Source organism: Caballeronia sp. INML3B, assembly GCF_023631305.1.
Lineage (GTDB): Bacteria > Pseudomonadota > Gammaproteobacteria > Burkholderiales > Burkholderiaceae > Caballeronia > Caballeronia turbans.
The window spans coordinates 430,010-452,916 of the sequence record NZ_JALQDI010000001.1 but is presented as its reverse complement, the minus strand read 5'-3'; the positions used below and the strand labels follow the sequence as shown (position 1 = coordinate 452,916).

23 protein-coding genes are annotated in these 22,907 nt (G+C 63.5%); 4 read left to right on the top strand and 19 right to left on the bottom strand.

What is annotated here, in order from left to right:
• Positions 1-8: 8 nt before the first annotated feature.
• The gene (gene rpoH / locus NCS58_RS02125) at positions 9-944 is read left to right on the top strand and encodes an RNA polymerase sigma factor RpoH (protein ID WP_250537760.1); all 936 of its coding nucleotides are present in this window, start codon (positions 9-11) and stop codon (positions 942-944) included.
• Between the two features lie 130 nt (positions 945-1,074).
• On the opposite strand, the gene nagE is transcribed toward rpoH, so the two are convergent.
• From nagE to NCS58_RS02100, 5 genes are all read right to left on the bottom strand, one after another.
• Positions 1,075-2,865, bottom strand: coding sequence for an N-acetylglucosamine-specific PTS transporter subunit IIBC (nagE, locus tag NCS58_RS02120; RefSeq protein WP_250537749.1), 1,791 nt, complete (start codon positions 2,863-2,865; stop codon positions 1,075-1,077).
• Between the two features lie 138 nt (positions 2,866-3,003).
• A complete protein-coding gene (gene ptsP, locus NCS58_RS02115; protein ID WP_250476237.1) occupies positions 3,004-5,592 on the bottom strand; it encodes a phosphoenolpyruvate--protein phosphotransferase in 2,589 nt (862 codons plus the stop codon).
• A gap of 12 nt (positions 5,593-5,604) precedes the next feature.
• A complete protein-coding gene (locus tag NCS58_RS02110; protein WP_250537759.1) occupies positions 5,605-6,612 on the bottom strand; it encodes an SIS domain-containing protein in 1,008 nt (335 codons plus the stop codon).
• Positions 6,605-7,708 carry an N-acetylglucosamine-6-phosphate deacetylase gene (gene nagA, locus NCS58_RS02105; RefSeq protein ID WP_061116875.1) on the bottom strand — a complete coding sequence of 368 codons (1,104 nt, stop codon included), beginning with the start codon at positions 7,706-7,708 and terminating at the stop codon, positions 6,605-6,607. Before nagA ends, NCS58_RS02110 begins: the two co-directional genes overlap by 8 nt.
• Before the next feature lie 164 nt (positions 7,709-7,872).
• Complete coding sequence (locus NCS58_RS02100; RefSeq protein WP_250537748.1) at positions 7,873-8,607, bottom strand: GntR family transcriptional regulator; 735 nt, start codon at positions 8,605-8,607, stop codon at positions 7,873-7,875.
• 317 nt (positions 8,608-8,924) lie between these two features.
• Here NCS58_RS02100 and NCS58_RS02095 point away from each other — a divergent pair, with 317 nt between their 5' ends.
• On the top strand, positions 8,925-9,851 hold the full coding sequence (locus tag NCS58_RS02095; RefSeq protein ID WP_250537747.1) for a helix-turn-helix domain-containing GNAT family N-acetyltransferase: 927 nt from the start codon (positions 8,925-8,927) through the stop codon (positions 9,849-9,851).
• Positions 9,852-9,915: 64 nt separating this feature from the next.
• Here the strand turns inward: NCS58_RS02095 and NCS58_RS02090 are convergent, their stop codons facing one another.
• A complete protein-coding gene (locus NCS58_RS02090) occupies positions 9,916-10,728 on the bottom strand; it encodes a MetQ/NlpA family ABC transporter substrate-binding protein (RefSeq protein ID WP_250537746.1) in 813 nt (270 codons plus the stop codon).
• A gap of 197 nt (positions 10,729-10,925) precedes the next feature.
• Here NCS58_RS02090 and NCS58_RS02085 point away from each other — a divergent pair, with 197 nt between their 5' ends.
• Positions 10,926-11,225 carry a YciI family protein gene (locus NCS58_RS02085; protein WP_061116951.1) on the top strand — a complete coding sequence of 100 codons (300 nt, stop codon included), beginning with the start codon at positions 10,926-10,928 and terminating at the stop codon, positions 11,223-11,225.
• Positions 11,226-11,259: 34 nt separating this feature from the next.
• Here NCS58_RS02085 and NCS58_RS02080 read toward each other — a convergent pair whose 3' ends face one another.
• From NCS58_RS02080 to NCS58_RS02060, 5 genes are read right to left on the bottom strand one after another with little or no spacing between them, the layout of a single operon-like run.
• Positions 11,260-11,859, bottom strand: coding sequence for an SCO family protein (locus NCS58_RS02080; protein ID WP_250537745.1), 600 nt, complete (start codon positions 11,857-11,859; stop codon positions 11,260-11,262).
• Positions 11,856-12,761 carry a heme o synthase gene (gene cyoE, locus NCS58_RS02075; RefSeq protein ID WP_061116871.1) on the bottom strand — a complete coding sequence of 302 codons (906 nt, stop codon included), beginning with the start codon at positions 12,759-12,761 and terminating at the stop codon, positions 11,856-11,858. Before cyoE ends, NCS58_RS02080 begins: the two co-directional genes overlap by 4 nt.
• A gap of 9 nt (positions 12,762-12,770) precedes the next feature.
• On the bottom strand, positions 12,771-13,880 hold the full coding sequence (locus NCS58_RS02070; protein WP_061116870.1) for a heme A synthase: 1,110 nt from the start codon (positions 13,878-13,880) through the stop codon (positions 12,771-12,773).
• Positions 13,881-13,904: 24 nt separating this feature from the next.
• Entirely contained in the window at positions 13,905-14,558 is a 654-nt protein-coding gene (locus NCS58_RS02065) for a cytochrome C oxidase subunit I (protein WP_250476232.1), read from the bottom strand.
• Between the two features lie 31 nt (positions 14,559-14,589).
• Positions 14,590-15,333 carry an SURF1 family protein gene (locus tag NCS58_RS02060; RefSeq protein ID WP_061116868.1) on the bottom strand — a complete coding sequence of 248 codons (744 nt, stop codon included), beginning with the start codon at positions 15,331-15,333 and terminating at the stop codon, positions 14,590-14,592.
• 125 nt (positions 15,334-15,458) lie between these two features.
• Between NCS58_RS02060 and NCS58_RS02055 the strand changes: the two genes are divergently transcribed.
• A complete protein-coding gene (locus tag NCS58_RS02055) occupies positions 15,459-15,668 on the top strand; it encodes a twin transmembrane helix small protein (RefSeq protein WP_061116867.1) in 210 nt (69 codons plus the stop codon).
• 192 nt (positions 15,669-15,860) lie between these two features.
• On the opposite strand, the gene NCS58_RS02050 is transcribed toward NCS58_RS02055, so the two are convergent.
• The 8 genes from NCS58_RS02050 to NCS58_RS02015 form a co-directional block, all read right to left on the bottom strand.
• Entirely contained in the window at positions 15,861-16,718 is an 858-nt protein-coding gene (locus NCS58_RS02050) for a cytochrome c oxidase subunit 3 (RefSeq protein WP_250476230.1), read from the bottom strand.
• A 93-nt stretch (positions 16,719-16,811) separates the two neighbouring features.
• Complete coding sequence (locus NCS58_RS02045) at positions 16,812-17,015, bottom strand: DUF2970 domain-containing protein (protein ID WP_061116865.1); 204 nt, start codon at positions 17,013-17,015, stop codon at positions 16,812-16,814.
• A 4-nt stretch (positions 17,016-17,019) separates the two neighbouring features.
• A complete protein-coding gene (locus tag NCS58_RS02040) occupies positions 17,020-17,592 on the bottom strand; it encodes a cytochrome c oxidase assembly protein (protein WP_061116864.1) in 573 nt (190 codons plus the stop codon).
• Positions 17,593-17,601: 9 nt separating this feature from the next.
• The gene (locus NCS58_RS02035; protein WP_008351762.1) at positions 17,602-17,742 is read right to left on the bottom strand and encodes a cytochrome oxidase small assembly protein; all 141 of its coding nucleotides are present in this window, start codon (positions 17,740-17,742) and stop codon (positions 17,602-17,604) included.
• 63 nt (positions 17,743-17,805) lie between these two features.
• Positions 17,806-19,416, bottom strand: coding sequence for a cytochrome c oxidase subunit I (gene ctaD / locus NCS58_RS02030; protein WP_061116950.1), 1,611 nt, complete (start codon positions 19,414-19,416; stop codon positions 17,806-17,808).
• A gap of 95 nt (positions 19,417-19,511) precedes the next feature.
• On the bottom strand, positions 19,512-21,125 hold the full coding sequence (gene coxB, locus NCS58_RS02025; protein ID WP_250537744.1) for a cytochrome c oxidase subunit II: 1,614 nt from the start codon (positions 21,123-21,125) through the stop codon (positions 19,512-19,514).
• 44 nt (positions 21,126-21,169) lie between these two features.
• On the bottom strand, positions 21,170-21,643 hold the full coding sequence (locus NCS58_RS02020) for a DUF2244 domain-containing protein (RefSeq protein WP_061116949.1): 474 nt from the start codon (positions 21,641-21,643) through the stop codon (positions 21,170-21,172).
• Between the two features lie 232 nt (positions 21,644-21,875).
• Positions 21,876-22,856 carry a methyltransferase domain-containing protein gene (locus tag NCS58_RS02015; RefSeq protein WP_061116862.1) on the bottom strand — a complete coding sequence of 327 codons (981 nt, stop codon included), beginning with the start codon at positions 22,854-22,856 and terminating at the stop codon, positions 21,876-21,878.
• Between the last annotated feature and the right edge of the window lie 51 nt (positions 22,857-22,907).

The following is a 22,907-nucleotide window of genomic DNA, read 5'->3' as shown; positions in this document are numbered from 1 at the left end:
TTATGAGCGTGACCAATGCGATGACCCTACCGAATGTTGTGAGCTCGGCACCTGCCAAGGCATCTTCGGCAGGCGCGCTGACGTACGCACAGTCGTCGATGCTGACCGGCCAGATCGGCAACATCGATTCATACATACAAGCAGTGAACCGTATTCCGATGCTTTCGCCGGCAGAGGAACGTCAGTACGCCACCGAGTTCCGCGAGCAGGGCAACCTGAACGCCGCGCGTCAGCTTGTGCTTTCGCACCTGCGCCTCGTCGTGTCGATCGCCCGTAACTATCTAGGTTACGGACTGCCGCACGCGGATCTGATCCAGGAAGGCAATATCGGTCTGATGAAAGCCGTGAAGCGCTTCGACCCCGAGCAAAACGTGCGCCTGGTGTCGTATGCAATGCACTGGATCAAGGCCGAGATTCACGAGTACATCCTGCGCAACTGGCGCATGGTGAAGGTCGCAACGACGAAGGCGCAGCGCAAGCTGTTCTTCAACCTGCGCAGTCACAAGACCAGCCATTCGGCGTTCACGCCGGACGAGATCGACGGTCTCGCCAACGAGTTGAAGGTGAAGCGCGAGGAAGTGGCGGAGATGGAAACCCGCTTGTCGGGCGGCGATATCGCCCTCGAAGGGCAGGTCGAGGACGGCGAGGAAGCGTTCGCGCCCATCGCCTATCTGGCGGACTCGCACAACGAGCCGACTAACGTCATTGCAGCGCGCCAGTTCGACAAGCTGCAAAGCGACGGCCTTGCCGAAGCGCTCGAATCGCTGGATGAGCGCAGCCGCCGCATCATCACGGCGCGCTGGCTCGACGTGCAGGACGACGGTTCGGGCGGCAAAACGCTGCATGAACTGGCGGACGAGTTCGGCGTATCGGCGGAGCGTATTCGCCAGATCGAGGCGAGCGCAATGAAGAAGATGCGCTCGGCGCTGCACGACTTCGCGTAACACCTGACTGTGTCGTAACAAAAATTGCAAAGCCCGCCGTCGATGAGACGGCGGGCTTTTTCTTTGACCTTGCGCGAAAAGCAAACGGCACCCAGAGGGTGCCGCCCGCTTTCAAGCATGGTCTATTGCATCACGCCGGCATCGGCGCTGCACCGCCGCCGCTACCCGACAACCGCGCGGAAAGCTGCGTGGCATAACGCTGCGCCGCCGCGCCCACGACGATGTGGAACGTATCGGCCGACACCCACGCCACATCCAGCGACGACAAACGCTGACGATCGACCGACGACGGATCACGCACGACCACGCGCAGGCGCGTCTGGGCGACCGCATCGAGCGATGCGACATTGGTCGCGCCGCCGAACACGGCGAGCCAGCGGAACGGGTCCGGATCGAGCGGGCCGGGCGTCTGATCGACGCTCACCGCTGCCACGGCCGGTTGCGCCGGCGTCGACGATGCGGGCGTTGCGCCGCGCGTCGACGAGTGCTCGAGCTCGCTGCGGATTTCATCGGCGATCAGGTCCGCTTCCGGTCCGATGATCACCTGCACGTTGGTCGCGCCGCGCTTGAGCACGCCACGCGCGCCGATGGTCTTCAACTGCGGCTCCGACACTTTCTCCGAATCCACCACCGACAAACGAAGACGCGTCGTGCAGGCATCGACGAGCGTCAGGTTGGACGCGCCGCCGAGCGCCGCGACGTACTTTGCAGCGCGCGTGTTCGATGCCGCCACCGCCGCGCCCGGAACCGGCGGAATCAGGCCGCCTGCGACGGTCGTGTCGGCGTCGGTTTGCGCATCGGTCGTGGCCGGCTCGCGGCCCGGCGTCGCCATGTTGAACTTGCGGATGAAGAAGCGGAACAGACCGTAGTAGATGATGAAGTAAACGACGCCGACGACGAGCGCCATCCAGCCGCGCTGCGACAGGCCGTAGTTCAGCACGTAGTCGATCGCGCCCGCCGAGAACGTGAAGCCCAGATGGATGCCGAGCGCCGAGCAGATAGCGAGCGACAGGCCCGTCAGCACCGCGTGGATCGCGTAGAGAACCGGCGCGAGGAACATGAAGCTGTACTCGATCGGCTCGGTCACGCCCGTCAGGAACGCGGTCAGTGCCATCGAGAACAGCAGGCCGCCGACGATCGCGCGGCGCTCCTTCGGCGCCTCATGGAACATCGCGAGGCAGGCTGCCGGGAGACCGAACATCATGATCGGGAAGAAGCCGGTCATGAAGCCGCCCGCGGTCGGATCGCCCGCGAAGAAGCGATGCAGGTCGCCATGCACCACCGCGCCGCCGCCGGGCGGCGTGAACGAGCCGAACACGAACCACGCGAGCGAGTTGATGATGTGGTGAAGACCCGTCACGAGCAGGATCCGGTTCAGCACGCCGAACACGAAGGTGCCGAGCGCGCCGGCCGTCGTCAGCCAGTTGCCCGCGGCGTCGATGGCCGCCTGCACCGGCTGCCAGACGTAGCCGAACACGATGCCGAGTATCAGACACGCGACGCCCGTGACGATCGGCACGAAGCGCTTGCCGCCGAAGAACGCCAGATACTCGGGCAGCTTGATGTCCTTGTACCGGTTGTACAGATAGCCCGCCACCACACCGGCGATGATCCCCGACAGCACGCCCATGTTGAGCTTGTCGTTGATGTCCTTCATCACGGCCACTTCGATGAGGTAGCCGATCGCGCCGGCGAGACCCGCCGTGCCGTTGTTGTCCTTCGCGAAACCCACCGCCACGCCGATCGCGAACAGGAGCGGCAGGTTGGTGAAAATCGCATCGCCGGCGTCGGCGATCATCTTGATGTTGAAGACGTCGGGCTGGCCGAGACGCAGAAGCAGGCCGGCCACCGGTAACACGGCGATCGGCAGCATCAGCGCGCGACCTAGTCGCTGCATCTTTGCAAACGGGTTGGCGTCCATCGGGTTCTCCAAAAATATAAGTCTTGTCGTTACTGCTTCGGGGATTGCTGGGATTGAAGGATCCGCGAATCCGTCTGTGGCTTCGAACGGGACCAGGGCGGGCGCCGAGGCGCCAGCTCTGGTCGACGAATCGGACGCTCAGTCCTGCGGCCAGATTTCGCGGCTTGCCGCTCTTACTGCCTGCGCCGATTCGAGCGCGAGGCAGTCCTCGGCGCGCTGGCGGCACAGTTGGTAATCGAGATTGCGCACGCGCGCCTTGATGCCGGGCACGGACCCCGGATCGACCGACAACTCGGTCACGCCGAGGCCGACGAGCAAGGGCGCCGCGACCGGATCGCCGCCGAGCGCGCCGCACACGCCGACCCATTTGCCGTGCTTTTCCGCGCCTTGCACCGTCGCCTTGATGAGGCGCAGCACAGCGGGATGCAGGCCATCGGACTGCGCGGCGAGATCGGGCTGGCAGCGGTCCATCGCGAGCGTGTACTGCGTGAGATCGTTGGTGCCGATCGAGAGGAAATCCGCGTGTTTCGCGAGTTGATCCGCGAGCAGCGCCGCCGACGGCACTTCGATCATCACGCCCACTTCGATCGGCTCGGTTCGGCCCGCTTCGCGCGCCAGTTCGTCGATGCGCGCACGCAAGCGCTGCAACTCGCCCGCATCCGTCACCATCGGCAAAAGGATGCGCACGGTGCCGAGCGGTTTCACGGCGAGCAGGCCGCGCAACTGGTCGTCGAGCAGATCGGGGCGCACCTGCGCGAGGCGGATGCCGCGCAGACCGAGCGCCGGATTTTCTTCGGGCGGCAGCGTCAGATAGTCGACTTCCTTGTCCGCGCCGACATCGAGCGTGCGGATGATCGCGGTGCGGCCCTGCAGCGCATCGACGATGCCCTGATAGCTCTGCGCGTGCTCCGCGACCGTCGGCGCCGACTGGCGATGGATGAACAGCAGTTCGGTGCGCAACAGGCCGACCGCATCCGCGCCGTTTTCGACGGCGGCCTTCGCGTCGTCGAGCGTCGCGATATTCGCGGCGATTTCGATATGCCTGCCATCCTTCGTCGATGCGGTTTGCCGCGAAAGCTTGCGATTCGCCTCGCGCACGCCCGCGAGCCGTTCGCGTTCGTTGCGCGCGCGTTCGACGTCGAGCGCGGTCGGCGCATGCTCGATCCGTCCCGCCGATGCATCCACGACCACTTGCGTGCCTTCGGGAATCGCGTGCAGCGCATCGCCGATGGCGACGAGCGCCGGAATGCCGATCTGCCGCGCGATGATCGCCGCGTGGGAGGTTGCGCCGCCGCGCGCCATGACGAGCGCGGTGACGCGCGTGCGGTCGATCGAAGACAGATCGGACGGCGTGAATTCCGCGGCCGCGAGCACGGTCTCTTCGGGCAGTTCGCGCGCCGCGGTGTTGTTCAGACCGAGCGCGCGCAACACGCGCTTTTCGATATCACGAAGATCGGCGGCGCGCTCCGCGAGCAGGTCGTCCTGCACGTTCGAAAGCAGCGCGATTTGCGCGCGGATCGCCTCGCGCCACGCGAAGCCCGCGCTCTTGCCGAGGCTGATCAGATCGCGCGCGGCATCGACGAGCGTCGGATCTTCGAGCAGCACGCGATGCACCGCGAAAATGCCCGCTTCGCCGACTGCGCCGCGCTGCGACGCGGTGCGCACCGTTTCGCCGAGTTCGGCATCGACCTGGGCGATGGCTTTGTCCAGCGCACGGCTTTCCGCCGCCGACGAGCCGCCCGCCTGTTCGGGCGGCACGATTTCCTGATCGTCCCAGCGCACGAGCTTGCCGACCGCGATGCCCGGCGCCGCGCACACGCCGGCGAGCGTGTTCGGCGGCAGCGGCTCTCCTGCACCGGCTGCCCTGGCGACCGGCGCGGGCGACTTCGCGCGCGCGGGCGTCTCTTCGACTTCGCCTTGCGCCGCGCGCAGCAATTCGGCGGCAACCGCTTCGATCGCCTGCTGCGCCTGCCCGCCGATAGCAACCAGTTCGATGGTCGCGCCCTCGCCCGCTCCGAGACCGAGCAGACCGACGACGCTTTCAACCGGCGCCTTCCTGCCTTGGTAGCGCACTTCGACCTTCGCGTCGAAACCGCGCGCCGCTTCGCGCGCCCGGGCAGCCGGACGCGCATGCAGACCGCCCGCGTGCGCCAGCGTCACGCTGCGGCGCGCTTCCTCCAGCACGACCGCGCCCGCGCGTGCCGTTTCGGCTTTCTCGCCTTGCTTCGCGCGCAACACCAGCATGCGTGAGCCCGCCTTCAGCACGCCGCGGCCAGCGCGATCGATGACGTCGAAGGCATCGCCGTTTGCGACTGCAATCACGGAGACCAGGCTCGGCGCGTGCTGCGCGACGAAGTCCGCATCGAATTCGATGAGCGGATCGCCCGCGCGCACCGTCGCGCCTTGCTCGACCTTCGGCGCGAAGCCCTTGCCGCTCAGCTCGACCGTGTCGATGCCGATATGCACGAGAATCTCCGCGCCTTCTTGCGTGCGCACCGTCACCGCGTGATGCGTGCGCGCGAGATGCGTGATCGTGCCGTCGCAGGGCGAAACAAGCACGTTATCGAGCGGATCGATGCCGATGCCGTCGCCGAACATGCCCTCGGCGAATACGGGGTCCGGCACGTCGGCGAGCGGCACGACGGGACCGGTGAACGGCGCGAGCAGCACGACATCGTTCGGATTATTGACGGAATGGTTCAACAGTGACTCCTCGGCACGGCGCATCGGCTATCTCGCTCAATGGGTTTCGGTGACCTTGTTCAGGTGGCGCGGCGCGTCGGGATTGCGGCCGCGTGCGGCGGCCAGACCCGCGGCCATCACATAAAAAGAAAGGATCGCGGCGATCGGATCGAGCGCCGGGTGATCGGTGGCGACGAGCGGCAACTCCGCGTCCGCAACGTCCTCGGGTGCGGCGAGCAGCACGCGCGCGCCGCGAGCGCGCATATCCGCGGCAAGCTGGATGAGGCCCGCCTGCTCCGGCCCGCGCGGCGCAAACACCAGCAGCGGATAGTCGCGGTCGATGATTTCCATCGGACCGTGGCGCACTTCCGCGCTCGAAAACGCTTCGGCCTGGATGCCCGAGGTTTCCTTCAGCTTGAGCGCGGCTTCCTGCGCGATCGCGAGGCCGAGGCCACGGCCGATCACGATCATGCGATCGACGTCCGTAAGCTCGGTCACGGCGCGCGTCCAGTCGAGCTTGCCCGCGGCACGCAGCGCGTCGGGCAGCGATTTCAGCGCATTGAGCAATTCGACGTCGCGCTGAACGTGCGCGATGACGATGGCCGACAGCGACAGCATCGCGATGTAGCTCTTGGTCGCTGCGACCGACAGCTCGGGACCGGCGAGCAGCGGCAGGAAATATTCGCACGCGCTTTCGAGCGGTGAACCGGTGACATTGACTGCCGCGACGGTGAACGCGCCCGCGTCGCGCAGCGCCTGCATCGTACCGACGAGATCGGGGCTCTTGCCGGATTGCGAGAACGCGACGGCGAGTTGCCCGGAGACACGCAGCGGCGCCTGCTGGAGCGTGGCGACCGACATCGGCAGCGATGCGACCGGCACGCCGACACGGCTCATTGTCAGGCTTGCGAAATAACTGGCGGCGTGATCGGAGCTGCCGCGCGCCACCGTCAGCGCGACGTGGCGCGGCTGCTCGGCGAGCTTGACCGCGAGCTCTTCGATGCGCGAGGTATCGGCGAGCTGGGCCGCGACGACGTCGGCGGACTCCAGCGCCTCATTAAGCATATTCGACAATTGATTCTCCTTCGACATACGTGGCGGTCAGCGCGTGTTCCCGGTCGAGCACGACGAGATCGGCCCATGCGCCGCGCGCGATGCGGCCGCGGTCTTCGAGCCCGAGATAGTCGGCGGGGAAACGCGACAGGCGATTCGAGACGTCCGCGAGCGGAATGCCCAGCGAGACGAGATTGCGCAGCGCCTGATCCATGGTCAGGGTGCTGCCGGCGAGCGTGCCGTCCGCGAGACGCACACCGCCCATGCATTTGGTGACGTGCTGGCTGCCGAGGCGATATTCGCCGTCGGGCATGCCGGCCGCCGAGGTGCTGTCGGTCACGACATAGAGACGCGGGATCGCGCGCATCGCGGCGCGGATGGCGCCCGGATGCACGTGCAGCAGATCGGGAATGAGCTCGGCGTATTCGGCATGCGCGAGCGCCGCGCCGACCATGCCGGGATCGCGGTGATGCAGCGGCGACATTGCATTGAACAAGTGCGTGAAGCCGCGCGCGCCATGCTTGAGCGCGTTGACGGCGTCGTCATACGTGCCGAGCGAATGGCCGAGTTGCACGCGCACGCCGCGCGCGGCCAGTTCCGAAATGATGTCCAGATGGCCCGAGATTTCCGGGGCGATCGTGACGACGCGGATCGGCGCGAGCTCGAGGTACTTCAGCACTTCGTCGCGCACCGCGACCGCAGCGGCGTCCGGCTGCGCGCCGAGCTTGCCCGGGTTGATGTACGGGCCTTCCAGATGCACGCCCAGCATGCGCGCGCCGCCGGCGGCGCGGTGTTTCGCCTGTTCGCCGAGACCCGCGACGACTTCCATCAACTCGTCGCGCGGCGCGGTCATCGTGGTGGCGAGCAGGCTCGTCGTGCCGTGTTGCGCGTGCTGACGCGCCACGGTGTCCGCCGCATCGCCGCCTTCCATGATGTCGCGGCCGCCGCCCCCATGCACGTGCAGATCGATGAAGCCTGGCAGGATGTACGGCGCGTCGTTGGCGAGCGGATCGGCGATATGGCCTTCGAGCGCCGTCACGCGGCCGTTCTCGACGCGGATCGAACCGTGGATCCAGCCGTCGGTCGTGAGTATGTTTCCTTTCAGCATGAAGTTCTCTGGAAGTACGCGCTGCATGGATGAGGTTCAGTGCCGTCCGCGCCGTGCTGCGAGCAGGCTTTCGTCACGAAAAAAGCGAACGGCTTCCTTGGGTCCTCTCGTTCTCTTGTTTGCTCTCTCGATGCGTATCGGGTCATGCGCGTCTGTACCGACGCTTATCGATGCAGTTCGGCGACGAAGTCGTAGTAGTCGTCGCGACAGTAGGTGTCCGTCAATTCGATCGCACGTTGATCCGCCGAATAGCCGATCCGCGTGATCACGAGCAATGCGGCGCGCGGCGCCACGCCCATCAGCCGCGCGATTTCCGCGCCCGCGTTCACTGCACGGAAGTGCTGCAATGCACGCACCACCGACAACCCGCGCTCCTCGAGATGCCGATACAGCGACGCGCCGATCGCGAGCGGGTCCGGCACCACGGCGACGGGCAAGGCCGAGTGCTCGACCGCCATCACGATGCCGTCCGCGCGCCGCAGACGTCTTAGGCTCGCAACGGACGCGCCCGGCGACAGACCTAGCCGCACCGTTTCGTCGCGACTCGCTGTGCGCAGTCCGCGATCCAGCCAGATCGAATCCGGCGTAAAGCCGCGCTGTTCCATCTTTCGGGTGAAGCCGGTGAGCCGGGAGAGCGGGTCTTCGACACGCGGCGTGATGAAACTGCCCGCGCCGCGCACGCGCCTGATCAAGCCTTGCTCAACGAGCAGTGCGAGAGCCTTCCTCGCCGTGATACGCGATACGCCGACGCCTTCGGAGAGCGTGCGCTCCGAAGGCAGCGCCTCGCCGGCCGCCCAGTTTCCCGCATGAATCGCTTTGGCGAGACGCGACGCCAACTGTAAATAAAGTGGCGTATCGCTCTGCGCCTCCGGCGTCAAATCCTGCCAGCGATGCTTCATCGAACGCTCTCAGTGCCGAATTGGAGCCCATTATATAACCAACATAATACCAGTCAACGTTAAACCGGCATCGGAGGACGATCGTCAAATTTTCAAACAAATCAAATAGTTAAGTGCTTTTGCGAGGACGAATCGGAACAAACATGCCATCAGGACTTACCCCTACACGCAGCCCAGTGGATGAACTGGTCAATTAAACGGCCGATAGCCCTTTTTTCGGGCATTTTCGTATTCGCACGATCGTTCTTCTTTGGCACAATGCGCGCATTAATTCGGATTCCGATTAATTCCAACAATATCGATGAGAGACTGACGCGATGGGCTGTTCCGATCCGAGCCGGGCTGTCGAAGCGGTGCGCCGCTTTAACCGCTTTTATGCGCGCCACACAGGCGCACTCCACGAGCGGCTACATAAAAGCAGCTTTTCCCTGACGGAAGTACGCATCCTGCACGAGCTGGCACAAGCGCGGGCCACAACGGCCGCAGACTTGTCGCGCAACCTCGGGCTGGACACGGGCTATTTGAGCAGGTTGATCAACAACTTTCACAAGCTCGGCCTCGTCGTGCGGCGAAAGAACGAGCTGGATGGCCGCGCGCACCTGCTGCGCATCACGCCCGAGGCAAAAGCAAAGGTCGACGAGATCGACCTGCATGTTTCCGCGGAAACCGCCATGCTGCTCAAACGGCTGACTACCGCCGAAATCGATCAGCTATGCACTGCAATGGCAGACGTCGAACGGCTTCTTTCACCGGGGTGCGCCGAAGGAGAAGCCCGGCTTCGCGTCCCCCGCGCCGGAGACTTCGGCTGGATGATCGAGCGTCAGGCTCATCTGTATTCGGGCGAGCGGCCGAAGTTTTCCAGCGAGGCGCGCACGGCGAGGGCGGTGGCGCACTTTCTCGCCGAGATGCAGGCGAGCACGCCGCGCATCGCCTGCTGGGTGGCCGAACAAGGCGAGGCCATGCGCGTCGGCGCGGCGCTGCTTACTGCGGAGTCTGAAAGTCAGGCGCGAATCGAACTATTGTTCGTCGAACCGGGCGCGCGGCGGCGCGGGCTCGGCGAGCGGCTCGTCGCGGCATGCACGAACTTCGCGCACGGCGCTCGCTATGATCGGGTCATCTGCCGCCTGGATGAACCGCATGAAGAGCTTTGCGCCTTGTTCGTGCGATCCGGCTTCACGCCCGTTACGGAAGGATCCAAGGGAATGGTGTGGCAACGAGAACTGCAGCCGATCTTCGTCGACTGAACGGCGGCCCAAGTAAAAAACGGCGTCCCGTGGGACGCCGCTGCATATGCGTGCGCAATCGCTCTCAGAACGACGGCACGACCGAACCTTTGAACTCGGTCTTGAGGAACTGGCGCACGTCTTCGGACTGATAGGCCGAGACCAGCTTCTTCACCCACGGCTGGTCCTTGTCTTTTGCTCGCACCGCGATCAGGTTCGCGTACGGGCTATGCACGTCCTCGAGCGCGATCGCGTCCTTCGTCGGTTGCAGACCCGCCGCGAGCGCGAAGTTCGTGTTGATCGCGGCCGCATCGACATCGGCGAGCGTGCGCGGCAGTTGCGCCGCATCGAGCTCCACGAGCTTGACCTTCTTCGGATTTTCCGCCACGTCGAGCGCCGTCGCATTATTGCCGTTCGTGCCTGCGCCCGCCTTCAGCTTGATCACGCCTTGCGATTGCAGCAGCAGAAGTGCGCGATTCTCGTTCGACGGATCATTCGGCACCGCGACCTTCGCGCCCTGCGGCAGATCCTTCAGCGACTTCAGCTTCTTCGAATAGACGCCGAGCGGCGAAATATACGTGAGCCCCGCGTTCACGATCTTGTAGCCACGCTGCTTGATCTGGCTGTCGAGATACGGCTGATGCTGAAAGCTGTTGGCATCGAGATCGCCGGCGTCGAGCGCTGCGTTTGGCTGAACGTAATCGTTGAACTCGATCACCTTCACGTTGAGCCCCTCGCGCTTCGCGACCTTCTGCACGACTTGCCAGATCTGCGCGTCCGGGCCGCTGATGGTGCCCACCTTGATCACCTTGTCATCGGCGTGAGCGGCGAGGCTCGTGAACAACGCGGCGGACGCCGCGACGGCGGTAATGGCTTTGAGCAAATTTCTGCGCTGCATGGTGTTCCTGTTTCGATGATGCGTTCTTGCTGGAATTGCCTGAGTCGTGCCCGGCGAACGATTCAAACCGGGTGACGGATGTTCGCACAGCAACGGTGCGGGACGAAATACAGATTGCTCATGTGAATATCACCTGCGCAAGGTGCGGCTAGAATTGCCATGGAACGTCACGAACTCTCATGCCGGAGGCAAGCATCATGTACGTAATCAATCTGCGATATACCGGCGCGCTTGCCGAGATCGACGATGCCCTCGACGCGCATCGCGTCTATCTCGAACGTTATTTTGCGGCGGGCGTCTTCGTGATCGCAGGGCCGAAGGTGCCGCGCGAAGGCGGCATCATTCTGGCGTCGGGCATCGAGCGCGATCGCCTCGATGCGATCATCGCGGAAGATCCGTTCGCGCAACAGGGACTCGCGCATTACGACATCACCGAGTTCAAGGCGACGCGGCTTGCGCGCGGCTTGAATCTGCCCGAGCCATCGTTGGATAGCTGAAAAACAAAGTGGCCCGCGCGGGCCACTTTCACCATCAGTCGACCAGCAGCTTCAAGTCGTGAACCCACGGCTCGACGCCCTGCCCGTCGCGCGCGAAGAGACGCAGCTTCCCGTCCTTGTCGAACACGTAGCTCGCGGCGGTGTGATCCATTGTGTAATCGTCGGGCGTCTTTCCCTGCGACTTGGCGTAATACACCCGGAAGTCCTTCGCGACCTGTGCGAGCTGCGCATCGTTCGCCGGACGCAGACCGATATACGACGAGTTGAACGCTGCCACGTATTGGCCAAGCAGATCGGGCGTGTCGCGCGCCGGATCGACGGTGACCATCAGTACCTGCACGTCCTTCGATTTGTCGCCGAGTTGCTGCATGGCTTGCGAGAGTTCGGCGAGCGTCGTCGGGCACACGTCCGGACAATGCGTGTAGCCGAAGAACAGCACGACAGCCTTGCCTTTGAAGTCAGCAAGCGTGCGCGTCCTGCCGTGTGTGTCGGGCAGGGAGAAATCGCTGCCGAACTGCTTGTTGCCGGTGATATCGAGATTCTTGAAATCGGGCGCTTTCTCACAAGCCGAAAGCAGCGCCGCGCAGGAGAACACGAGCGCCAGCAGCGCAAATACGCGACGAAGAGCCATCATGCGCCGATCACCGTACGCACGTAATGATCGACGAGCAACGCGCCGAACAGCAACGACAGATACACGATTGAATATCGGAAGGTCTTGCGCGCGAGTGCATCCGAATAGTCGCGATACATCTTCCACGCGTAGCCGATGAAGCCCGCGCCGAGCGCAATCGCGCTCGCCAGGTACACGACGCCGCTCATGCCGGAGATATAGGGCATCAGCGTGACCGCGAACAGCACGAGCGTGTACAGGAAGATGTTCAGCAGCGTGTATTTCTCGCCGTGCGTGATCGGGAGCATCGGCAGGCCGGCGTTTTCGTAGTCCTTGCGGCGATACAGCGCGAGCGCCCAGAAATGCGGCGGCGTCCACACGAAGATGATCAGCACGAGAATCCACGCGTCGCCGGGCACCGTGCCGGTTACCGCGGCCCATCCGAGCGCGGGCGGCATCGCGCCGGACGCGCCGCCGATCACGATGTTCTGCGGCGTATAAGGCTTGAGCAGCAGCGTATAGATGACCGCATAGCCGACGAACGTGGCGATGGTGAGCCACATCGTGAGCGGATTGGTGAACGTGTAGAGCGTCCACATGCCGATGCCGCCGAGCACCGCCGAGAACGTCAGAATCTGCGTCGGCGTGATTTGCCCGCGTGCCGACGGACGCCACGCGGTGCGGCGCATCTTCGCATCGACTTTTTGCTCGACGAGACAATTGATTGCAAATGCCGCACCGGCCAGCAACCAGATGCCGACGACGCCGCCGATCAGCTTGTCCCATGGCACCATGCCGGGCGTGGACAGGAACATGCCGATGACGGCACAAAACACGGCGAGCTGCGTGACGCGCGGCTTTGTCAGCGCGAGGTATTGCGACGCGCGATTGCCGAGTGGGGAATTGAGTGTCGTGCTATCCATGATGTGGAGTCACGCTGAAACGACGTCGCGCGCGGGAACTGCGGCGCGGCCGGGACGGCTGGAAGAGATTCGAAAGTTTAGCATAACGAGTAGCAGCAACAGGATCGCGGCCCCGCCGTTGTGCGCGACCGCGACCGCCAACGGCCATTGCAGCACGACGTTTGACATGCCCGTCAGGAACTGGACGACGATCATCAACAATACGCCGTTTGCGGGCTTTCGCAGAGATTCGAAACGTCGCAGTCTCAGTGCAAGCCAGAGCAGATACAGTACGACGACCACCGCGAACGTGCGATGCGTCCAGTGAATTGCGACGAGCGCGTCCTGCGAGATCACGTCGCCGTCGCCGGTCATGCCGAGGGCGCGCCACAGATGGAAGCCATGCTCGAAGTTCATCGGGGGAACCCATTGGCCATTGCACAGCGGGAAGTCCGTGCACGCCAGCACCGCGTAGTTCGTGCTGACCCAGCCGCCGAGCGCGATCTGCGCGACGAGCAGCAGCAGCCCGAATGCCGCGGCGGGCATCCAGCGCGCGGCGCCCGAATCGAGCGATGGAATCGGCGTCATGCGCGCCGCGAGCCAGCCGAGCACGCCGAGCAGCGCGAGGCCGAGCAGCAGGTGCGTCGTGACGATCACCGGTTGCAGCTTGAGCGTGACGGTCCACGCGCCGAACGCACCTTGCAGCAGGATGAGCGCCAGGATCCCGGTCGGCCACCACGGCGACACATGCAGCGGACGCTTCTTGATGCGCGCGGTCCACGCGATGATCACCTGCGCGATGATCAGCACGCCGATCGCCATCGCGAAGTAACGATGCAGCATCTCGATCCACGCCTTCACCATGCTGACGGGGCCGGTCGGCATTGCCTGATACGCGGCAGAAATTTGCGCGTGCGCGATGAACGGCGACGACGTGCCGTAGCAGCCCGGCCAGTCGGGGCAGCCGAGGCCGGAATCGGTGAGGCGGGTGAAGCCGCCGAACATGATGAGATCGAGCGTCAGGAACGTCGTCAGCCAGACGAGCTTCCTGAACTTGTTGTCATCGGCCTTGACCCAGACATACGAAAGCGGCAGCAGCGCGATGCAGATGCCGATCAGACCCAGTTGCAGTAAAAACATGCTCTCTTACCTTCAGCCCGCGTTTTAACCGATGCGCGACCACTTCAGAAGCTTCGCCAGATCCGCGTTGATCTTCTTCGGATCGGGGTTCTTCGGAAAGCGCATCATCAGATTGCCATTCGGATCGACGAGAAAAATGTGATCCGTGAGTTTCGTGCCGTCGTCGACGGGCAGCCACGCCGCGATCGACTTGTCGTCCGCGACGAGCATGCGCGTATCCGGCTGCGGGTATGCGGTCTTGATGACGTCGGACACTGGTTTGTCATCGGTTCGTAGCCAGACGTTCACGACGCGATCGCGCTCGCCCGATTGCAGCGCGCGCACCTGGCGCATGAAATAGAGGCGCGTCGCGCATTGTTCGTCGCAGTCGCTGCCGTTGACCGTGATCATCAGCCATTTGCCTTCGAGCGACTTGAACGGCAGGCTCTGCCCCTTCTCGTCGATGACGACGAGTTGCGCCGGGATCGGGCGCTGCGGGTCGATCAGCGCACCGTAGCTCGACGTGCCGCCTGCCGGCTTGAACACGTAGTACATCAGGTACGACGCGATCACCGGCGCGGCGCACACCAGCGCGAGCAGCAGGAGCATCCAGCGGCCGCTGATCCAGGAGCCTTTTCTGGCGGTTCGTTGTGGCGTGCGCGCCTTGTCGTCGGCGGCGGTGGGGCGTTGTGATTGCATCGGTGGAGACTTGTCTCTGTTCGGTCGATTGTCAGGCGTGGTGCTCGGCTTCGTCGTCGCGCTCGTCGGGCTCGTCGCCCTTCTTCGCGGCGCGGCGCGCGGCATACAGGCCAAACCCGATAGCCGCGGCCGCCATGCCCCACCACTGGAGCATGTATCCGTAATTGCGCTCGACGCCGAGCGTCGGCGCGGGCCAGTTGCGCACGAGCTTGTCGCCGGTGTCGTTCGTCTGCTGAATCACGAACGGCTGGAAGGCGAGCCCGGTTTCGGCCGCATACGACCTGATATCGAGGTTCTGCCGAATTTCCTTGTGCGCGGCCGATCCGCCGCTGCCCAGCTCGAACGCCTGCGACGCATTCGCGCGCGCGATGCCTTGCACCTCGACGACGCCCTTCGGCGTTTCATACGACTCGATGCCCGTGCGGTCCGCCATGTTGCGCGGCAGCCATCCGCGATTCACGAGCACATAGCCGCCGCCCTCGAGTTTAAGCGGCATCACGACATAAAAGCCCGGCTGGTCGTTATACGGACGATTGTCCAGATACACGACGCGTTCCGGCAGAAACTCGCCGCGCGCCTCCACGCGGTGGAATTCGATCGACTTGAGCGGTATCGGCTCGACGCCGACTTCTCGCACCGGTGCGTCCTCGAACGCGACGATCTGTGCGTTGAGCGCTTCTTTCTGATGCGCGCGATCGCGTTGCCAGAAGCCGAGCCGCACGGTCACCGCAACGACGATCAGAATCAGCAGCGCGGGCCAGAACCGGATCTTCATGCCGCCAGCCTTACTGCCGGGATCCGGTCGGGCGCCGCACGGCGCGATCTGTCGAGTGAGATAATGAGATGATCCAAATTCATACTGCTCGCTGTGGTTCCTGAGCAAAAACGCTGGCTGGTTTCATGCACATCATCGTTGCTATTGCATTCATCCTTATCATCGGCAGCCTGGGTTCGGCGCTCTACTTCATGATGACCGACCGGGGCAGGACGAAGCGGATGGTCTGGTCGCTCGCGGCACGCGTGGGGCTGTCCATCTCGCTCTTCCTCTTCATCCTGTTCGCGCACTGGATGGGCTGGATTCAGTCGTCGGGCATTCCCATCGGACGATAACCCACCGCCCGGGTACGGCCCTACGAGACGTATTGTCGCGCCGCGGCACCTTTCGACGTCCTCGAAACGACAACGCCGCCCCTTGAGACGTCGAGGGCGGCGTGTTGGTCACTGCTTCTTTGCTCTCGGACCGGCGTCGCCGCCGGCCTTGCATCGCGGACGGCGCACCGCGCGCGCCCGCTTCGATATTCATTACAGCCAGTAGACGACGACGTACAGACCCAGCCACACGACGTCGACGAAGTGCCAGTACCACGCCGCGCCTTCGAACGCGAAGTGGTGCTCCGCCGAGAAGTGGCCGCGGATCAAACGGAACATCACCACGGCCAACATCGTACCGCCCAGGAACACGTGGAAGCCGTGGAAGCCGGTCAGCAGGAAGAACGTCGAGCCGTACACGCCCGAGTTGAGCGTCAGGTTGAGTTCGTTATACGCGTGAAAATACTCGTAGCCCTGGCAGAACAGGAAGATCAGACCGAGCAGCACGGTCGCACCCAGCCAGATGATCGCCTTCTTGCGATGATCTTCACGCAGCGCGTGGTGCGCCACCGTCAGCGTTGCGCCGGAGGACAGCAGCAGCGCCGTGTTGATGGTCGGCAGGGGCCACGGCACCATCGCGCGGAAATGCGGCACGAGCGCGGCAGGGCCGTTGTTCGGCCACACGGCGGTGAAGTCAGGCCAAATGAGCTTGTAGTCGAGGCTGCCGAGCTCATGCATCGCGATTGCGCGGGCATAGAAGAGCGCGCCGAAGAACGCCGCGAAGAACATGACTTCGGAGAAGATGAACCAGCTCATGCTCCAGCGGTACGACACATCGACGCGCTTGCCGTACATGCCGCCTTCGGATTCGGAGATCGCGTCGCCGAACCAGTGCCACAGCACGAACAACACGAACAGCAGGCCGATGAACGTGCCGGCCGGCCCGAAGCTATGACCGTTCACCCACGACGCCAGCGAGGCCAGCATGATCAGCAAGCCAGTTGCAGCCATCACCGGATGCCGCGACGGATGCGGCACGAAATAGTACGGGCTCTCGTTTTGACCGCTCATTGTTGATTCTCCACTTCGATCCAGTTGCTTGAATTTTCTTTTGCCGCCGGTTGCCCGACTGCACGTGCGTCGGCCATGCCCTGCCTTTTCCGTCTATCCCACTACCGCGCGCACGACGAGCAGCAACACGACGATGAACAGCACCGCTCCGATGACGCCCGCCGCAATCAGATGCAGCGGGTTCAACTGCGCGGCATCGCGTTCCAGGTCGGCCCGGCGGCGCACCCCGAAGAACGACCAGAACACCGCCTTCACGAGTTTGAGGAAACCGCCCTTGTTCGGGGTGTCCGCGCGCATGGCGTCATGAACCTTTCGCGACCGACTTCGGCGCGTTCAACTCGAAAAACGTGTACGACAGCGTGATCGTCTTCACATCCTTCGGCAGCTTCGGATCGACGACGAACACGACCGGCATGCGCTTGGTCTCGTTCGGCGCGAGCGTCTGCTGCGTAAAACAAAAGCATTCGATCTTCTTGAAGTACTCGGTGGCCTGCTTCGGCGCATAGCTCGGGATCGCCTGCGCGTTCACCGTGCGATTCTGCTCGTTGGTCACGTCGTACATCACCGTCATCACTTCGCCCGGGTGAATATCCAGCGTGTTCTGCTCGGGCTTGAACCTCAGCGGCCCGCGCGCATTCGCGTCGAACTCGATCGAGATCGTGCGGGTCATGTCGACCTGCGTATTCTTCGCCTCACGCGCACCGACATCGCGCTGCACGAGATTGTTGATGCCCGTGATCTGGCAGATCGCCCTGTACATCGGCACGAGCGCGAAGCCAAAGCCGAACATCAGCGCCGCCACGACGAAGAGCTTAACCAGCATCGACCGGTTGAAGGACCGGTCGACATGCGAATTTTCCTGCTGAGTGGACACGTTGCTTTCCTACCCTCGCGACAACAGATATTGCCTGACGACGATACCCAGAAAGAAGACGGCGGCAACCAACACCATGATGATTCCGAGCCGCTTGTTGCCCGCGCGAATTTCCTCGGGCGTGCGTCTTTTTTGTGGATTCGGGGCCATGCTTTCCTGACTTTTTCGTTCGCGGGGCACGTTCAACGAAGCCCCGCGAACCAGACTGACTACTTATTCGACCGTCGGCGGATGCTCGAACGTATGGAACGGCGCCGGGCTCGGCACGGTCCATTCGAGGCCTTCCGCGCCATCCCACGGCTTGTCGCCCGCCTTCTCGAGTTCACCGCCGCCACGATAAGTAGGCAGCGCGACCGCGAACAGGAAGTACACCTGCGCGAGGCCGAAGCCGAATGCGCCGATCGTCGCGACCTGGTTGAAGTCCGTGAACTGCGCCGGATAGTCCGCATAGCGGCGCGGCATGCCGGCGAGACCCAGGAAGTGCATCGGGAAGAACGTGATGTTGAAGAAGATCATCGACGCCCAGAAGTGGATCTTTCCGCGCATTTCGTTGTACATCCAGCCGGTCCACTTCGGCGCCCAGTAGTACCAGCCCGCGAACAGCGCGAAGAGCGAACCCGCCACGAGCACGTAGTGGAAGTGCGCCACCACGTAATACGTGCCGTGCATCTGGATGTCGAGCGGCGCCATCGACAGGATCAGGCCCGTGAAGCCGCCCATCGTGAACACGAACAGGAAGCCGATCGCGAAGAGCATCGGGGTCTCGAAGGAGAGCGCACCGCGCCACATCGTCGCCACCCAGTTGAACACCTTCACGCCCGTCGGGACCGCGATCAGCATCGTCGCGTACATGAAGAACAACTGGCCCGTCACCGGCATGCCGGTCGCGAACATGTGGTGCGCCCACACCATGAACGACAGAATCGCGATCGACGCGGTCGCGTACACCATCGAGCTATAGCCGAACAGCGGCTTGCGCGAGAACGCCGGGATCACCTGCGACACGATCCCGAACGCCGGCAAGATCATGATGTACACCTCGGGGTGACCGAAGAACCAGAAGATGTGCTGGTACATGACCGGATCGCCGCCGCCCGCCGCGTTGAAGAACGACGTGCCGAAGTGACGGTCGAAGAGCACCATCGTGATCGCCCCGGCGAGAACCGGCATCACGGCGATCAGCAGGTACGCGGTGATGAGCCACGTCCACGCGAACATCGGCATCTTCATGAGCGTCATGCCGGGCGCGCGCATGTTCAGGATCGTCACGACGATGTTGATCCCGCCCATGATCGACGACGCACCCATGATGTGGACCGCGAAAATCGCGAAGTCCATGCCCGGGCCCATCTGCGTGGAGAGCGGCGCGTAGAGCGTCCAGCCCGCGGCGGTTGCGCCGCCCGGCACGAAGAACGAGCCGACGAGCAGCACCGCAGCGGCCGGCAGCAGCCAGAAGCTGAAGTTGTTCATCCGCGCGAACGCCATATCCGATGCGCCGATCTGCAGCGGCACCATCCAGTTCGCGAAACCGACGAACGCCGGCATGATCGCGCCGAACACCATGATGAGGCCGTGCATGGTGGTCAGCTGATTGAAGAACTCGGGACGCATGATCTGCAGGCCCGGCTCGAACAGCTCGGCACGGATGCCGAGCGCCATCACGCCCCCCGAGAGGAACATGATGAAAGAGAACAACAGGTACAGCGTACCGATGTCCTTGTGGTTGGTGGCGAAGAGCCACCGGCGCCAGCCATGCGGCGTCTCGTGCGCATGGTCGTGCGCGTGGTCGTGACCTGCGCCTACATCGTGTCCGATGCTAGACATGACAATCATCTCCTAAAGCGAATACTCGGGGCACTTGGCAATGACGCGTGGCTTTTCGTTGCTGTCGGGCGAAGGAAAGCGACACGCTCGGCACGTCAAGCAGCCGGACTGATTTCCACGCGGCGGGCTTCCTTGTTATCGGCGCCGCCCGTGATGGTTTCCGGTTTCTTCAGCACGATACGGTCTTCCGACACGCCCGCGGCCTTCAACGCGTCGCGCACGGCTTGCGCGCGGCGCTTCGCGAGATCGGCGTTCAGATCGGCGCCGCCGGTCGCATCGGTGAAGCCGGACAGCGCAATCTTCGCGTCCGGATGCGCCTTTGCGTAGGCCGCGGCGGCCTCCACCGCGCTTTTCGCGTCGGCGGGCAGCGTGTCCTTGCCCGTCTCGAAGTAGATGCTCGCGGGCAGCCCGGCGGCTTGCGACGCTTCGGCGCCCGATGCCGCAGGCGCGCTTGCTTCGGCTGCCGCGGGCGCGGCGCTCGCAGCTTCAGGCGCCGATGCCGCCGCCGCAGTGCCGCCGCCTGCCGGCATCTTGCCCGCTTTGGCGTCGATCACCTGCTTCGGCTGGAGGAGGTCGCCCGTGTGGTTGCCCCAGTTGTTGCGCTCGAACGTGACGACCGATGCAATCTCGACGTCGTTCAGCACGCCTTGCCACGGCGGCATCGCACCCTTGCCGTGCAACACGATATTCAGATGGTCGGCGATCGAGCCGTTCGCGATCTTGGAGCCGTCGAGCGCCGGGAACTGGCCCGCACCCTTGCCGGTCGGCTGGTGGCAGACCGCGCAGTTCGACGTGTAGACCTGCTGGCCGCGCGCCTTCAGCTCTTCCATCGTGTAGGTCTTGAGGGGATCGTCGGCGCCGGCGGCCATCTTCTTCTTTTGCGCGTCGACCCACTTCGCGTAGTCGTCAGCCGACAGCACTTCGACCACCACCGGCATGTACGCGTGCTCCTTGCCGCACAGTTCCGTACAGAAGCCGCGATAGGTGCCCACCTTCTCGGCCTTGAACCAGGTATCGCGCACGAAGCCCGGAATCGCATCCTGCTTCACACCGAACGCCGGGATGTACCACGAGTGCACGACATCGTTCGCCGTGGTGATGATGCGGATCTTCTTGTCGACCGGCACCACGAGCGGGTTGTCGACTTCCTGCAGATACAGCGTCGAAATCGGCTTCTGGCCGTTCACTTCGCTGCGCGGCGTGGAGAGCGTCGAGAGGAAACTGATGCCCTCGCCCGGACCCTTCACGTAGTCGTAGCCCCACTTCCACTGGTAGCCGGTGACCTTCACCGTGAGGTCGGCGTTGGAGGTGTCCTTCATCGCGACGACGGCCTTCGTTGCCGGCAGCGCCATCAGAATGACGATGATGAACGGCACGATCGTCCAGATGATTTCGACCGTAGTGCTTTCGTGGAAGTTGGCCGGCTTGAAGCCTTTCGACTTGCGATGCTTGAAGAGCGAATAGAACATCACCCCGAACACGCCAATGAAAATGACGGTACAGATGATGAGCATGAAGATATGGAGGCCGTAGAGCTCCTCGGCGATCTTTGTCACAGGCTGCTGGAAGTTGATCTCGTTGACAGCGGGACCGCCTGGACTGTTTTCGACCGCCAGGGCCGCGCCGGCGGTGAGCAGTGCGCCTGCCGCCAGCACGCCCGAGAGGGCTCGCTTGATTGTTTTCATAGCATCCTTACCCAAATTTTCCATTCAAACCCTCGACCCCCGTTGCATCATGCGCCTGCCGGCTCCTCTCAAAGGCGTCTCAGCGACGCCTGCAACTCGGCAGCAAATTGTTTGCGACGATGCTGTGCAAGGTGTTGTCCGATTTTCACCGATTGACCGCGCGATACGATCGTGAGCGGTTCTCTCGGCGTCGCGCCCGCTTCCACCCGCACCCAGCGCGGGTTGAACTCGAACTGCGTCAGCACTTCGGCGTTCATCTGCTCGATCAACAACCGGTTTTGATACAGCCGGATTCGTTCGTAGTCGACGGCATGGCGCGCGTAAATCACGAACGCGATGCCCACGACCGCCAACTCGACCCCGGTGAACGGCAGCACCAGCCAGGCGCCATTCAGGAACAGCGGCGTTGCGATTGCCAGCGAAAACAACGCAAGCGACAAATAGAAGCCCACGAACTGACGCGGCGACACCGAGCAGTTTCGCTTCATCAGCCAGTCTTTGATGACCGGCTCGGACTCCGTCAGCGTCTGGCTGGCTTGCATCGCTGCCTCCATCAATCCGCACGTAATCACATACTTTCGCTCGGATTTCGCCCAAATTTGTGTCAACCCAGGCGACAAACTGACGCATTATAGGCGTGTTAAGTGGCATCCACAAGCAAGGGTCGTAACGTCGCAGAGCCAAGCGCCACAAGCCTCTGCGCCCTTTTGACGCACCTTTTTGCGCGCATTTTTCGCGCAAATTTCAGACATAACGAACGCCCTATTTACCGATTCAGCGTTTCGGTTTCGAGCCTCGGCCGATATCTTCCAGACGCACGATGCCGTGTCCTTCGGCCGTCGTGCGCGGCACCGCTTTCCAGGCGTGGCCGTAGATCACTTCGAAGGTCAGCGGGATCGTGCCGTCGTCGCGACGAAGGGCGTCGAGCGCCTGATGCACCGCGCTGCGCACGTTTTTCGGATCCGCGCGCCCTGCGCCGAACGCGCGCTCGAACGGATACGCGCCCCAGCGCGTCACGTCGGCGAACAGCGATTCGGGAGACTTGTATGTGATGGTCAGGACTTCCTGATCCATCACCGGGATTTCGAAGCCGCTTTCCACGAGCATGTCGCCAAGATCGTGCATGTCGACGAAATCGATCGTGTGCGGTTGGGGATCGAGCCCGAGCGTGCGCTCTGCTTCCCGATACGCGGCTCTGAGCTCGCGCAACGTATCCGGGCCGAACGTGCTGAACATCAGCAGGCCGTTCACCTTGAGCACGCGCTGCCATTCGGGAAAAACGACGTCCGGACGCGGATGCCAATGCAATGCGAGGTTCGACCACAGCAACTCGAACGCACTTGGTGCGAACGGCAGCTCGGAGAAATCGGCCTGTGCGAGTTGCGGGCCGCGTGCGCCGAACGCCTTCGCGAGGGTCGACGGAAGAAAGCGACGCCAGCCCGCGCCATTGTCGGCGTCCGCCGCTTCGGCGGCACGGGCGCGCGCGAGCATCGCGGACGACATATCGATGCCGGTCACCGACGCCTCTGCAAACCTTTCCCGCAGACCGCCCAGGTCCGCCCCGACGCCGCACGCCGCATCGAGGACGCGCACCGGCGCGACCTTGATGTATTCGAGACGCTCGCGCATGCGCTGCGCGATTTCGCGCGGCAAAAACGCGACCTCGTCGAAGGCGGCGGCGCGATCGTCGAAGATCGCGCGCAAGCGGCGCGGATCATAGGCCGAACGGCCGGTTTCAGGGGATGTCGGGGACATGTCGATCTTTTTGCGGAGAGTGCGAAGTATACTCGGTCGTCTCGAAAACAA

Coding starts and splice junctions, on each gene's coding strand:
- nagE (WP_250537749.1), bottom strand. CDS start 2,865: ATGGACGCCAACCCGTTTGCAAAGATGCAGCGACTAGGTCGCGCGCTG.
- ptsP (WP_250476237.1), bottom strand. CDS start 5,592: ATGCGCCGTGCCGAGGAGTCACTGTTGAACCATTCCGTCAATAATCCG.
- NCS58_RS02110 (WP_250537759.1), bottom strand. CDS start 6,612: ATGCTTAATGAGGCGCTGGAGTCCGCCGACGTCGTCGCGGCCCAGCTC.
- nagA (WP_061116875.1), bottom strand. CDS start 7,708: ATGCTGAAAGGAAACATACTCACGACCGACGGCTGGATCCACGGTTCG.
- NCS58_RS02100 (WP_250537748.1), bottom strand. CDS start 8,607: ATGAAGCATCGCTGGCAGGATTTGACGCCGGAGGCGCAGAGCGATACG.
- NCS58_RS02095 (WP_250537747.1), top strand. CDS start 8,925: ATGGGCTGTTCCGATCCGAGCCGGGCTGTCGAAGCGGTGCGCCGCTTT.
- NCS58_RS02090 (WP_250537746.1), bottom strand. CDS start 10,728: ATGCAGCGCAGAAATTTGCTCAAAGCCATTACCGCCGTCGCGGCGTCC.
- NCS58_RS02085 (WP_061116951.1), top strand. CDS start 10,926: ATGTACGTAATCAATCTGCGATATACCGGCGCGCTTGCCGAGATCGAC.
- NCS58_RS02080 (WP_250537745.1), bottom strand. CDS start 11,859: ATGATGGCTCTTCGTCGCGTATTTGCGCTGCTGGCGCTCGTGTTCTCC.
- cyoE (WP_061116871.1), bottom strand. CDS start 12,761: ATGGATAGCACGACACTCAATTCCCCACTCGGCAATCGCGCGTCGCAA.
- NCS58_RS02070 (WP_061116870.1), bottom strand. CDS start 13,880: ATGTTTTTACTGCAACTGGGTCTGATCGGCATCTGCATCGCGCTGCTG.
- NCS58_RS02065 (WP_250476232.1), bottom strand. CDS start 14,558: ATGCAATCACAACGCCCCACCGCCGCCGACGACAAGGCGCGCACGCCA.
- NCS58_RS02060 (WP_061116868.1), bottom strand. CDS start 15,333: ATGAAGATCCGGTTCTGGCCCGCGCTGCTGATTCTGATCGTCGTTGCG.
- NCS58_RS02055 (WP_061116867.1), top strand. CDS start 15,459: ATGCACATCATCGTTGCTATTGCATTCATCCTTATCATCGGCAGCCTG.
- NCS58_RS02050 (WP_250476230.1), bottom strand. CDS start 16,718: ATGAGCGGTCAAAACGAGAGCCCGTACTATTTCGTGCCGCATCCGTCG.
- NCS58_RS02045 (WP_061116865.1), bottom strand. CDS start 17,015: ATGCGCGCGGACACCCCGAACAAGGGCGGTTTCCTCAAACTCGTGAAG.
- NCS58_RS02035 (WP_008351762.1), bottom strand. CDS start 17,742: ATGGCCCCGAATCCACAAAAAAGACGCACGCCCGAGGAAATTCGCGCG.
- ctaD (WP_061116950.1), bottom strand. CDS start 19,416: ATGTCTAGCATCGGACACGATGTAGGCGCAGGTCACGACCACGCGCAC.
- coxB (WP_250537744.1), bottom strand. CDS start 21,125: ATGGAAAATTTGGGTAAGGATGCTATGAAAACAATCAAGCGAGCCCTC.
- NCS58_RS02020 (WP_061116949.1), bottom strand. CDS start 21,643: ATGCAAGCCAGCCAGACGCTGACGGAGTCCGAGCCGGTCATCAAAGAC.
- NCS58_RS02015 (WP_061116862.1), bottom strand. CDS start 22,856: ATGTCCCCGACATCCCCTGAAACCGGCCGTTCGGCCTATGATCCGCGC.